Genomic DNA, 12,285 nt, shown 5'->3' with positions numbered 1-12,285 from the left:
TTGTTTATCCGGTGTTTACGCTTAGTGCGAAACGCGGCTGGTGCCACCCACACTGGCGATACGCACACGCTCACCAACACGGAACACTTCGTTTGGCTGAACTTCCTGAACGTAGGCGCGCATGCTGCCATCATCTTCGCGCACGGTGATTTCCACGCCCTGGGTGCGGGTCAAGCCTTCTTCAGCGGCCGAGCCGATCAGGCCGCCAGCGACTGCGCCGATGACCGCAGCAACAACACTACCTTTACCACCACCGATCGAGCTGCCACCCACGCCGCCGACCACTGCGCCTGCAGCGCCGCCGATCGGGGTTTTGGTGCCTTCGATTTTCACCGGACGCAATGCTTCGATGGTGCCCATGCGAACGGTCTGCACGCGACGTGCTTCGTCACGGGAGTAGGAGTCACCGGTCAGGCTCGATTGGCAACCAGTGAGCAACATTGCCATCGTGGAAAAGGAAGCAACCAGTAGAACAGACTTACGCATAGCATCAACTCCAAAGAAACAGATATTCATTAAACTCCGCAGCTTGACGCCTGTCACGGCACCGCCCGGATAAAATTGGTTTGATTCAGGCTCCGTTAAGGCGCCTCCGCGAACTCACACAGTAGCGGCAAAATCGGAAAACTGCCCACTGGCCAAGGACTCTCATGGACTATTTTATCATCGTCGTCACGACTGTTGCCGGTTTGTACTTCCATTGGTGGCTGTACGTGCGGATCAAACGCTGGATGGACCGCGACCTGGCACTAGCGCTGGCGGGCAAGGATGAGCAGAAAAAAGCCTTCATGCTCGAACGGTTGGCGAGTGCTCAGGCGCAGAAGATCAAGCGTCGAGACCTGCCGAAGTGGCTGGAGGCCGCTGCGGCAGACTATCCCGGTGGGTAAACTGCTCAGGGGGCCAGACGTTCAAGAATCCAGTCGGCGCCCTGCTGGCGGTAATTGAGGCGGTCGTGCAGGCGGCTTGGGCGGCCCTGCCAGAATTCGATGCGCTCCGGCAGCAGGCGATAACCACCCCAGTGTTCCGGGCAATGCGGCTGGGTGTCGCTGAAACGTTGCTCGGTGTCCTTGAGCAGCGCTTCCAACTCGCCACGACCGGCGATCACGCGGCTCTGCGGCGATGCCCAGGCCCCCAGGCGACTGCCCAGTGGACGGACCTGATAATAGGCATCGGACTCTTCAGGCGTGACCTTCACCACCCGCCCTTCGATGCGCACCTGGCGCTCCAGCGCCGGCCAGAAAAACGTCATGGCCGCGAACGGATTCGTGGCCAGGTGTTGGCCCTTGGCGCTTTCGTAGTTGGTGAAAAAGGTGAAGCCCTGCTCGTCCAGGCCCTTGAGCAACAGTATGCGACAGTGCGGTCGACCGTCCTGGTCGACGGTGGCCAGGGTCATGGCATTGGCTTCCACCGGCGCCTGTTCGGTTTTCACCGCGTCGGCGAACCACTGGTGGAACAGCGCAAACGGCTCGGCCGGGGCTTGTGCCTCGGTCAGGCCATCACGGGTGTAGTCACGACGCATATCAGCCAGGCCCTGGGTCATGGCGCATTCCTTTTGGTTAACCTATCACTGCTTTGCAGTATCGGTGGTGGCGACTTTCTTGTCAGCCGTCGAGGCTTTGGCTGGCGTGGTCTTTTTTGCCGGCGTTGCGGTTTTCGCAGGTGTTTTCTTGGCCGACGCTTTTTTCGCCGGGGCTTTTTTCGTCGCTGGAACAGCAGCCTTTTTAGTCGCTGGGGCCGGTGTCACAGGCTTGGCAACCGGTTTGACGTCAGCGGCAGCGACCATGGTCACCGGGGCTGGCGCCGGCATGTTGTACTTGCTCAGCAGCGCGACCATGGTGTTTTGCGGAGTCACCAGCAATTCCACGCGGCGGTTCAACGCACGCCCTTGCACGCTGTCGTTGGCGGCACGCGGCGCATCACCGCCCAGGCCACGCAGCATCAAGCGATCACGCTGCAAACCACTGAGACGGAAAATCGCCGCAACGGACTGGGCGCGCTCCTGGCTCAGTTTGACGTTGGCAGGCGCAGCGCCGGACGTATCGCTGTGGCCGAGGATCAAGACAGAGGTCTTTGGATCGGCTTCAAGGATTTTCGCAACCCGGGTAAACGGACCGAGTGTGACCGGCAGCAGCATGGCCGGACGATCAGGATTGAACGAGCCTTCGACCGGCGCAGTCACCACCAGCACGTTTTCGCGGCGTTCGAGTTGCATGTTGCTGCCCTTGACCGCCTCGCGCAGGCGCGGTTCGTAGTCGTCAAGCCAGGCCTGGGTGACTTTCGGGTCGGGCATCGGCACAGCCTTGGCGGTGCTCTGCTCGCTGCCGCCGAACGGCCAGTACCACTTGCTGCCGCTAGCGGTTTCGGCCTTGGCCACCGCAACGGGTTTGACTTCAGGTTTTACCTGCGGCTTGACCGCGGGCTTGTCGGCGCTGTCGTCCGAACCGAATGGCCAGTACCAGTGGCTGCTGCTTTCAGTCTTGGCAACGGGGGCCGCCGCGTCTTTCTGTGGAGTCTGTGCGCAACCGGTAATAGCGAAGCACAGGGCCAAGGCGAGGGTTTTATTGGATGACATTGGATATCCACAAAAATGAAGTCAAAAAAATCAGGCCACATCGGCCCGTATAAACAGACGCTTTGAAACTGGAAAGGCAATCGGGTTCCAGCACTGGAACCCGATGACCGCTTTTACAGACAAGTGGCCAGAACCCGCACCAGCTTTTGCGCGCGCGGATCCATCAAGACGTACGGCCCCAGGGTATTTGTCACAAATCCGAAGGCCACATCGTGCTCCGGGTCAGCAAAGCCAACGGAACCGCCGGCGCCGGGATGACCAAACGCCCGCGGACCAAGGCCGAAGGTGGCGTTGGCAACATCCGGTTGATCGAGCATGCAACCCAGGCCGAAACGGGTCCGGGTCAGTAAAGTCTTGTCCTCGCCGAGACTGTGCTCGCGGGTTAGTTCATCGAGCATTTCGCTTTCCAGCAGGCTGCCGTCGAGCAGGCCTGCATAGAAGCCGGCCAGGCTGCGGGCATTGCCGTGGCCATTGGCGGCCGGTTGCTGCATGCGTCGCCACTCGGATTTGTTGGTGCTGGTCATGATCGACGGCGGGTTGGTGAACGCCCGGGTCGTCATGGCCGTTGGCTCACGCATGGTCACTTGCAGCAGGCGCTGGGCGGCGGCATCGCCGACATTGCCCTTGCCCCGCGCAATGTGGGCCACACGATAGAACTCTTCGTCGGCCAGGCCGACATGAAAGTCCAGGCCCAACGGTTTGGCGACCCGCGCGACGATGGATTCCCCCGGTCCACGACCGTCGGCACGGCGCAGCAATTCACCGACCAGCCAGCCATAGGTGATCGCCGCGTAACCGTGACCCTCGCCCGGCGTCCACCACGGCGCTTCGGCGGCCAGGGCGTCGACCATGGTTTGCCAGTCGTAAAGGGCTTCGGGGGCCAGTAACTCGCGCAATGCCGGCAGGCCGGCCTGATGGCAAAGCAGTTGACGCAGGGTAACGGACTCTTTGCCGGCAGCGGCAAATTCGGGCCAGTAGCGCGCAACCGGGGCATCCAGTTGCAGCTTGCCTTCGGCCACCAATTGCAGCGCGGTGACGGCGGTAAAGGTCTTGGTGCAGGAGAACAGGTTGGCGATGGTGTCGCTGTGCCAAGCCTCGGCCCCGTCCTTGTCCGCAGTGCCGGCCCACAGATCGAGGACGGTTTCGCCACCGACCTGGATGCACAACGCTGCGCCACGCTCCTGAGGATCGTCGAACAGCGCCGCGAACGCCTCTCGCACCGCTTCGAACTTAAGCTCGTAATGACCCTGAATCTGCACCCGCAACTCCCCGGATTAACGCTCTACAAAGTGGTCGGCATTGTTCCAGCCCTTGAGGGTTTTGGGAACAGGGTTGAGCTGGATGGTTGTGGCGAGGGGGCTTGCCCCCGTTGGAGCGCGCAGCGCTCCCAAATTATTCAGCCGTTGCCGAGATTTTAGGGTTGCTACGCAACCCAACGGGGGCAAGCCCCCTCGCCACAGGGTTTCGGGTCTTAGTGACCTTTGCCGGAATGCCCGCCAGCGCCCTTCCCCGGCCCCTTGCCGGCCTCGGCCTTGCGGCCGCCCTCGGCGTCGTGACTGGCTTTGTCGGCGGCGGCCGCAGACTTCTCGGCCTCCTTGCCCAATTGCTCGACCGTCGTCAGGTTGCTCTTGCGCACGCTGTCGACAAAGCCCTGGAACGGCAGATCAGTAATGCCCACCAACCCGAAGTGACCGTTTTCACCGTCAAGCAGGCGCCCGGTGACCGGTTGATCGAGGTACTGAAACCAATGCACACCAACAATCGACGGCTCGCTCAAGGCCTGCTTGAGGAAGTTGGCATACGCCGCGCCGCGGTCCTCCTCCTTCGCCAACGGCGTGACGCCGCCCCAGAACGGGCCACGATCGGTCGAGCCAAAATTGAACTCGGTGATCAGCACGGGTTTGTCGAGACTGCGCAGTTTGGCGAAGTCGTAACCATCCTGAGGTTGCAAGGTATACATGTTGAAACTCAACACGTCGCAATACTGGGCGCAGGACTCCACGGCCTCCGGCGTGCTGATGGCGAAACGGCCGCCGAGCAGCAGCTGGTTCGGCGCGTGCCACTTGAGGGAGTCGGAGAGGGTCTTGAAATAAGTGTCGGCAAGGACCTTCTGGAAGTATTTGAAGTCAGCTTCGATTTCCGGGTGCTCGGCGCTTGGCAGTGGCGGTACGAACCCCGGGTCTTCCATCAGCTCCCAGGCCGGCAGATCAATGCCCCAGGCCTTCGACAAGCCAGCCTGATTACGGTACTTGTCGCGCAGTTGCTTGAGGAACGCGCGCTTGGCCGGCACGTCGGTGGTCATTTTCAAGGTGCCGTACGCCAGGGCATAACGGGCTTTCGGGTCATCGCCGGGACCGGCCCAGGCCAGTTCATTGTCCGCGTAGTAACCGATCAGCCACGGATCGTCACGATGGTCGCGGGCGGCGATGGCCACGGCACGTTCGGTGGCCATGGCGAAACGCGGGTCGAACGGGTCGGGCATGCCGCCCCACCAGTCGGTACCGGTGCTGATGCTGGCGTAGTCGCCGACGATCGACAGCGGCAAGGTGTACGGCACGCGATCAGCGTTGCCCAGTACCGGAGCACTCCAGTTGCCAATGGTGTTGAAGCCCCAGGCCTGCAAGCGATCAAGAGTGTGACTGGCCCAGCGTTGCTCGTCGAACAGCGCCTTGCACGGTTCGACAGATTTCGGCTCTGCCACTTTCGCTACCCTCGCTTCGGCGACGCCGGCCTTGGTTTCGCTGCCCAACGCGCAAGGATCACCATACAGACGCTGCAGGTTGGCAGCGTAGAAGTCGTACCAGCGTCCGGCATTATAGCCGCGTCCTTGATCGGACCCGTTGCCGCTACGGTTGTCGCCATCGCCATAGTGGTTGGCCAGCGCCTCGTCGGTCTTGGGCAGGGATTCGAACATCCACTCGCGACCGGCAACATAGGTCTGGTTGACATCCGGAGCCACGGTATTGACCCCGAGGGAATAGAACGGGTGGCCTTCAGGCGTCACCAGATACCAGCGACCGTCATGCTTCTCTGTGCGGAAAAAACCGCTGGCCTTGAAGGACGGGCCTTTGGTCAAACCACCGAATTTGTCCAGGGAGGACTTTTCGCGCTCGGCCAGCCAGGTTTTCAGTTGCTGCTGCTCTTTGCCGGCAGCGCCCTTGAGTTGTTCGTCGCTGCTGATTTTTTCCGGCCATTTAGCCCGGGTCGACTGGCCGTATGCATCCACCAATCCGCCATACACGGCTTGGGTGACCGACTCGCCGTCCTGCACACCAAAGCGTTCCAGCAGGATGCTTTGCGCGACCTTCGGCTGGTCCATCGACAAGCTCACCGACACCACTTGGCTGCGATCCAGGTCACCGGCGCTACTGGCCAGCAACACACGCTGCCCCTCGACAGTCACAGGCATCGGTGGGCCAGCCTTCATGCCCTGGCTCAGTGGTGAAGTCGCTTGCAAAGGCACCAACAGGGTTTGCGCAGGCCCCGCCGGCAAATCGACGCGGCTGACCAGCGTCTTGCCGTCGTTGCTCTGGATGGTCACGTACAGGGTCAGGGCCCAGTTCATCGCGCTCTGGATCCGCAGACTCATGACGCCCGACTGCGACCAGTCCCAAGCGCCGGTTTGCGGGGTCAGGCGCAATGTCGGCCGGGCGGCCGGGTTGAACGTCACCCGGCGCAGCACTTCGCCCTCGGGGGTTTGCTCGCCGTTGGATTGCGGCAGGCTGGCGTCCTGAGTCGCCACCTGGACCACGTCGGCGGGGCGTACAAAGTTGAACAGCGTCTGCGGGCTGGCGGGAGCGGCCAGCAGAGGTGTTGCGAACAGCAGGGCAAAAACGGCAGGTAACGAACGGCGCAGCGAACGGCAAATCATGAGAACGAAAATCTCCCTAACGACCCGGATGGGCCAGTGGAAAAGCGATGGCAGAGAGATAGACAACGCGGTGGGCAAAACCGCCCACCGGTGTTTCAGGAAATTTCTCGACGGAACGGCGGCAACGCGTTGAGGATGGCTTTGCCATAGCGCTGGGTCACCAGGCGCCGGTCGAGCAAGGTGATGGTGCCGCGGTCTTCTTCGGTGCGCAGCAAGCGACCACAGGCCTGGACCAGTTTTAGCGAGGCGTCCGGCACGGAGATTTCCATGAACGGATTGCCGCCCCGGGCTTCGATCCACTCGGCCAGCGCCGCTTCGACCGGATCATCGGGTACCGAGAAAGGAATCTTGGCAATGACCACGTGCTCGCAATAGGCACCGGGCAAGTCGACCCCTTCGGCGAAGCTCGCCAGGCCGAACAGCACGCTGGAGTCGCCGCCATCGACTCGCGCCTTGTGCTTGTTGAGGGTTTCCTGTTTCGACAGGTTGCCCTGGATGAACACTTGCTTGCGCCAGTCGCGGTCCAGGCCATCGAACACGTCCTGCATCTGTTTACGCGAGGAAAACAGCACCAGCGTGCCCCGCGAGCCTTCGACCAATTCAGGCAGATCACGAATGATCGCGGCGGTATGCGCTGCTGCATCACGGGGGTCGGCGTTCAGGTTCGGCACCCGCAACACACCGGCGTCGGCATGATGGAACGGGCTTGGCACCACCGCCGTCACGGCTTTTTTCGGCAGGCCGGCGCGCATGCGGAAGCGGTCGAAGGTGCCGAGTGCGGTCAAGGTCGCCGAGGTGACCAGACAGCCATACGCCACATTCCACAAATTGCGCCGGAGCATTTCCGCCGCGAGGATGGGACTTGCGTTGACCTCGATATCGAACAGCGAACCGCTCTCGGCCAGAGTCAGCCAGCGCGCCATGGGCGGGTTGTCTTCCGGGTCTTCGACGGTGAAGGCGGTCCACAGCTCCCAGTTGCCGGAAGAACGCGACAGCAGGCTGCCGAACAGCGGATACCACTCTTCGGCCTGGTTGCTGGCGATGCCAATGTTGACCTCGCCGTCCATGCCTTCCTTGAGCAGTTCGGTCAGGCGGGTGAACAGGTCCGTCAGGCGCGCGAAGCCTTTCTTCAGTTCAATGCCCATCTCGCGCATGTGCTCGGGAATCACACCGCCGACGAATCGGTGACGCGGGCGCTCGCGGCCTTCAACGTCTTCGCCGGGTTTGAAATCGGCAATCTGCTCGCAGGCGGTGAACATGAACTGCTGCTGGGTCTTGATCTCCCGCGCCAGCTCCGGCACCTGCTCGATCAACTTGCCCAAGTCGCCCGGCAACGGGTGCTGGGCCAACAGTTTGGTGAGGTTCTTGGCGGTGGTTTCCAGCCAGTCGGCGGTGGAGCGCAGGCGCGTGTAATGGGCGAAGTGGCCGATGGCCTTGTCCGGCAGGTGATGGCCTTCGTCGAACACGTAGATGGTGTCGCGCGGGTCAGGCAGCACCGCGCCGCCGCCCAGGGCCAGGTCGGCCAGAACCATGTCGTGGTTGGTGACGATCACGTCAACCTTGCCCATGCCTTCGCGGGCCTTGTAGAAGGCGCACTGGCCGAAGTTCGGGCAATGACGGTTGGTGCACTGGCTGTGGTCGGTGGTCAAGCGCGCCCAGTCGGCGTCTTCCAGGGCGGTTGACCAACTGTCGCGGTCACCGTCCCATTTATTGCCGGCGAGCTTCTCGATCATGCTGGTGAACAGCTTCTGGCTGGCCTCGTCGACCTCGATCTTGAAACCTTCTTCTTCGAACAACTGCGCCGTGGCGGTCTGCGCGTGGCCTTCCTGAAGCAACATGTCGAGCTTGGACAGGCACATGTAGCGCCCGCGCCCCTTGGCCAGGGCGAAGCTGAAGTTCAGCCCGCTGTTGCGCATCAGGTCGGGCAAGTCCTTGTAGACGATCTGCTCTTGCAGGGCCACGGTGGCCGTGGCGATCACCAGGCGCTTGCCGGCGGCCTTCGCCGTGGGAATCGCCGCCAGGCTGTAGGCCACGGTCTTGCCGGTACCGGTGCCGGCTTCCACCGCGACAATCGCGGGGTCGCCACTGCGCCGGCCTTCGTCGTCGGTGTCGATGTCACCCAGGACCTTGGCGACTTCGGCGATCATCAGGCGTTGGCCATAACGCGGCTTGAGGCTCTTGGCTTCGAGAAAACGCGAGTAGGCGCCCTGGATCGTGGTTTTGAGTTCGGTGCTGATCATGGATTGTCGGGCGCAAAAAACGCTGGATAAATTTTCAGTGGTTCGGTTTGGTCGCTATCATACCCCGCTAATGAATACCGCGCAGAACGGAGTAACCCAATGACACCTTTTAGCCTCATCTATAGCCTGCATGTACTGGCGGCCCTGGTCTGGGTCGGCGGCATGTTTTTCGCCTGGATGGTCCTGCGCCCCGCGGCGATCACGGCGCTGGAGGGCCCTGCCCGGCTGAAGCTGTGGGTAGAAGTGTTTCAAGGTTTTTTCCGCTGGGTCTGGGTGGCGGTGGTGCTGTTGCCGGTCAGCGGCGTGGGCATGCTGAATTTGCACTTCAACGGTTTTGAAACCGCACCGCGCTATGTACAGGTGATGATGGGTTTGTATGTGGTGATGACGGCGCTGTTTATCCGCATTCAGGCGCTGATGCTGCCGGAACTGCGCACCGCCGTGACCGGGCAGGACTGGCCCGCGGGGGCCAGTGTACTTGGACGGATTCGCCGCTTGGTGGGTATCAATTTGTTAGTGGGGTTGGCGGTGGTGGCGATAGCGGCGGCTCGGCCGATGTTTTGAAGTAACTCTGGCCTGAGAGGTGGTTGTGGCGAGGGAGCTTGTCGGAGCGCCGCATCGTCCCGCTGGGTTGCGAAGCGACCCTAAAACTGGCGACCACGTTTTTTCAGAAAATAAGTGGTGACCGTTTTTACGACTGCTTCGCAGTCGAACGGGACGGTGCGGCGACCCGACAAGCTCCCTCGCCACTGGAAATCAATTGCCACATACTTCCTGGCGAGATTTACAACCGCTGCACCGTCACCGAACCCGCCGCACCTTCAGCTCCCGGCTGTCCATCGGTGCCAGGTTTACCGCTCTTGCCGCCATCGGCCTTGTAAATCAGGCAGCCCTTGGCCTTGCCACCCGCGCCCGGCTTGCCGCCCGGGCCGGCCAGGCCACCGGCACCGCCGGCCACCTGAACCTTGATCCGGTCTGTCGGGTAGTCGTGCGGCACTGCCAGTTTAACCAGAGCCCCCGGAGCCCCTGGCTGGCCGTTGCTGCCGTCACTGCCATCGGCACCGCGACCGGCTTGACCCCAGGTGCAGCCCGGTTCCTCGCCGTTGGCCCCATCGAGACCAATAAACCCCGGTGCGCCCGCACCACCACGAGCATCAACGATCAATTGCGGTGCGTTCAGGGCCTTGATCTGCAAATCAAGATTGCGTCCGGATCGGGCGGCCTTCTGATAGGTTCCGGGTGCGCCACGGGCGGTGATCTGACTGCCTTCGGACAAATCAGCGCGACGGACCTTCAGGGCCAGCGCCTGCTCCCCCGGCACGATGGCAATGCGCGCTTCACGCCCCAGATGCAATTCACCCACGGTGACTTCGGTCACGTTCGAGGGAATCAGCAAGGTGCCGTAATCGGCCACTTCCAGGCGTTCCAGTTGCAGAGTGCTGGCGGTGTTGGGCAAGCGCATCAGCGAGTTGGGTTCGACACTCACCACCTGCGCGCTGGCCAATGGGCTGATGAGTGCGGCGAGCAGACAGAGTTTACGCATGGGAAGCCTTCGAAGCGGTGGGGGCTGGAATGGTTTGCAGATGGAATACGCCGAAAATGACGATCTTCAGACGGTCAAGCCAGGGATGGGCGCGACCCCGGAGGCTGCGATAGCACAGCAACGCTTCCAGAAGATGGATGAACCCCAACAGGCCGCCGGCCAGATTGACCAACGGGTGCAGCGGAAAGACGAACGGTGTGAGCAGATTGACCAGCACTACTGACCAGAACAGCAAGGTCAGTAACCGCCCCAGTCCCCATAAGACTTTCATACGCGCCCCCAATGAGAATTATTGTTTGCGCGAACAGTAACGGCTTCCACGCGGGATAAGCCAGAGGGCAACGGAAAAATCTTCATGCAGGCCGCCGAACGGCCGTCGCACCGCTCACAAATGTCGCCCGACGGCTCTATCTCATGGCTCAGCGGTTTATATGCAGATCCACGCGACGGTTTTTCGCACGGCCTTCTTCTGTTTTGTTGTCGGCAATCGGTTGGCTCGCGCCGTTGCCTTCGCTGGTGACTTTGTTCGGCGCCACACCCTGGCTTAACAAGTATTCCGCCACGCTGCTGGCACGTCGCTCCGACAAGGTCTGGTTATAGGCATCCGAACCGACGCTGTCGGTATGGCCGACCACTTTGATGCTGACCACATCGGCATCCTCGAACTTGCTCATCAACGCGTCCAGTTGACTCTTCGCCGTCGGGGTCAGGTCGGATTGATTGAAGGCAAACAGTACGTCATCGCTCAGGGTGATGACTTCGGATTGCGCAGGCTCGGCCTGGACGCTGTCCGGGTACTGCGGCGCCGGGCAACCGCGATGGTCGACCGGGGTATTGGCGGGAGTATCAGCGCAACGGTCACGTCGGTCGAAAACGCCGTCGCCGTCTTCGTCGCCATCCTGGGCATAGCAGATCAAGCCGCCAGACAAGATACCCAGCGCCGCCCCACCCGCGGCCCAAGCGCCACTCTCGATTGCGCCCAGGCCACCACCGACCAGGCCGCCGATCACGCTGCAAATTGGCCAGGTACGTTGATTGAGGGGGGCAGTGCCATCGCTGTGGGTGGCGCAACCGGTCAAGAGGCTGCCAAGTAGCAGAACCGGCAAGACGGTCCTTGTGAGAACGATCATGTTGAAAGCTCCTGTGTCACCGGCCAATACCGGTCACACAGGAGTAAAGACCCGCATCCGCGACTGCACAAGGCGCGGACCCGGGGGGGCTTAACGCTGGATTTTGATTTCGGTACGACGGTTCTGTGCACGGCCGTCAGCGGTTTTGTTGTCCGCAACTGGCTGGCTTTCACCGGCACCGACAACCGACACGAAGTTGCTGCGAGGTACGCCTTGCCCGATGAGGTATTCAACCACCGAGTGGGCGCGTTTATCCGACAGTTTCTGGTTATAGGTGTCACTGCCCACGCTGTCGGTATGGCCGGTTACGGTCAGTTGAGCAGTAGGGGCCTCGGCTTTCAAGCGAGTGGCAATCTTGTCGAGTACCTGTTTATCGGACGAGGTAAGCGTGGCTTTATTAAACTGGAAGTGAACATCGCGGATGACGATGGTTTCTTCCTGGACTACAGCCACTTCTTCGACCACAGGTGCAGGTGCAGGTGGTGGGCAACCGTTGGCATCGACCTTAACGCCTTTTGGCGTGCCTGGGCACTTGTCGCGACTGTCTGGCACACCATCGCCGTCTTCGTCGCCATCACCATGAACCCAGCAATAAGCCGCCGCCGTACCGCCGACGAGCAGAGCACCATACCCTGCCCATGCCGAGCTTTCGGTCGCACCGAGGCCCGCACCCACGACACCACCGACCGCCGCACAGGTCGGCCAGTCGGTTTTCTGCAAACCTGCGCAACCAGTCAAGACACTGGTTAGCAGAACCAAGGGTAATGCTGTCCGTACTATGCTCATCTAGTTTTCTCCTGAGGGATCGGCTTAAAACCGATTCAGGTAGTAAAGACCCGAGTTTTAATCTCCGCCAGCAATAGGCCATGCTGTTTATTCGTGTATTAACGACAGGTTGATGCTTTTGTCGCCCGGCCGCTCTAGGCCCG

General features: G+C 61.4%; 12 protein-coding genes. 2 read left to right on the top strand and 10 right to left on the bottom strand.

Translation table 11 applies throughout. The features are described 5' to 3' along the window. Window positions 1-21: 21 nt before the first annotated feature. Window positions 22-486, bottom strand: coding sequence for a glycine zipper 2TM domain-containing protein (locus C8K63_RS11045; protein WP_108216726.1), 465 nt, complete (start codon window positions 484-486; stop codon window positions 22-24). 164 nt (window positions 487-650) lie between these two features. On the opposite strand from C8K63_RS11045, the gene C8K63_RS11040 reads away from it, so the two are divergent. After that, window positions 651-887: a hypothetical protein gene (locus tag C8K63_RS11040; protein ID WP_108216725.1), complete on the top strand. Its 237-nt coding sequence runs from the start codon at window positions 651-653 to the stop codon at window positions 885-887. A gap of 5 nt (window positions 888-892) precedes the next feature. Here C8K63_RS11040 and pdxH read toward each other — a convergent pair whose 3' ends face one another. The 5 genes from pdxH to dinG form a co-directional block, all read right to left on the bottom strand. Then, a complete protein-coding gene (pdxH, locus tag C8K63_RS11035; RefSeq protein WP_108216724.1) occupies window positions 893-1,540 on the bottom strand; it encodes a pyridoxamine 5'-phosphate oxidase in 648 nt (215 codons plus the stop codon). A 24-nt stretch (window positions 1,541-1,564) separates the two neighbouring features. Further along, window positions 1,565-2,572 (bottom strand): OmpA family protein, encoded by a 1,008-nt coding sequence (locus C8K63_RS11030; protein ID WP_108216723.1) that lies wholly within the window; start codon window positions 2,570-2,572, stop codon window positions 1,565-1,567. A 113-nt stretch (window positions 2,573-2,685) separates the two neighbouring features. Next, window positions 2,686-3,831, bottom strand: a complete 1,146-nt coding sequence (locus C8K63_RS11025) for a serine hydrolase domain-containing protein (RefSeq protein WP_108216722.1) — start codon at window positions 3,829-3,831, stop codon at window positions 2,686-2,688. A gap of 212 nt (window positions 3,832-4,043) precedes the next feature. Then, window positions 4,044-6,443 (bottom strand): beta-galactosidase, encoded by a 2,400-nt coding sequence (locus C8K63_RS11020; RefSeq protein WP_108216721.1) that lies wholly within the window; start codon window positions 6,441-6,443, stop codon window positions 4,044-4,046. 95 nt (window positions 6,444-6,538) lie between these two features. Next, window positions 6,539-8,683 (bottom strand): ATP-dependent DNA helicase DinG, encoded by a 2,145-nt coding sequence (dinG, locus tag C8K63_RS11015; RefSeq protein ID WP_007992389.1) that lies wholly within the window; start codon window positions 8,681-8,683, stop codon window positions 6,539-6,541. A 99-nt stretch (window positions 8,684-8,782) separates the two neighbouring features. Between dinG and C8K63_RS11010 the strand changes: the two genes are divergently transcribed. Next, window positions 8,783-9,247 carry a CopD family protein gene (locus C8K63_RS11010; protein WP_108216720.1) on the top strand — a complete coding sequence of 155 codons (465 nt, stop codon included), beginning with the start codon at window positions 8,783-8,785 and terminating at the stop codon, window positions 9,245-9,247. A 220-nt stretch (window positions 9,248-9,467) separates the two neighbouring features. Here the strand turns inward: C8K63_RS11010 and C8K63_RS11005 are convergent, their stop codons facing one another. The 4 genes from C8K63_RS11005 to C8K63_RS10990 form a co-directional block, all read right to left on the bottom strand. Next, window positions 9,468-10,226: a hypothetical protein gene (locus C8K63_RS11005; protein ID WP_108216719.1), complete on the bottom strand. Its 759-nt coding sequence runs from the start codon at window positions 10,224-10,226 to the stop codon at window positions 9,468-9,470. After that, on the bottom strand, window positions 10,219-10,497 hold the full coding sequence (locus C8K63_RS11000) for a DUF1145 domain-containing protein (RefSeq protein ID WP_108216718.1): 279 nt from the start codon (window positions 10,495-10,497) through the stop codon (window positions 10,219-10,221). The genes C8K63_RS11005 and C8K63_RS11000 overlap by 8 nt, the downstream gene beginning before the upstream one ends. 148 nt (window positions 10,498-10,645) lie before the next feature. Continuing rightward, window positions 10,646-11,356, bottom strand: a complete 711-nt coding sequence (locus C8K63_RS10995; RefSeq protein WP_108216717.1) for an OmpA family protein — start codon at window positions 11,354-11,356, stop codon at window positions 10,646-10,648. 90 nt (window positions 11,357-11,446) lie between these two features. Continuing rightward, window positions 11,447-12,142, bottom strand: a complete 696-nt coding sequence (locus C8K63_RS10990; RefSeq protein WP_108216716.1) for an OmpA family protein — start codon at window positions 12,140-12,142, stop codon at window positions 11,447-11,449. Window positions 12,143-12,285: the final 143 nt, after the last annotated feature.

It is taken from the genome of Pseudomonas sp. GV085 (genome assembly GCF_003050925.1).
Taxonomy (GTDB): domain Bacteria; phylum Pseudomonadota; class Gammaproteobacteria; order Pseudomonadales; family Pseudomonadaceae; genus Aquipseudomonas.
Note: the sequence above shows the minus strand (reverse complement) of the source record. Positions and strands in the feature narration are given on the sequence as shown.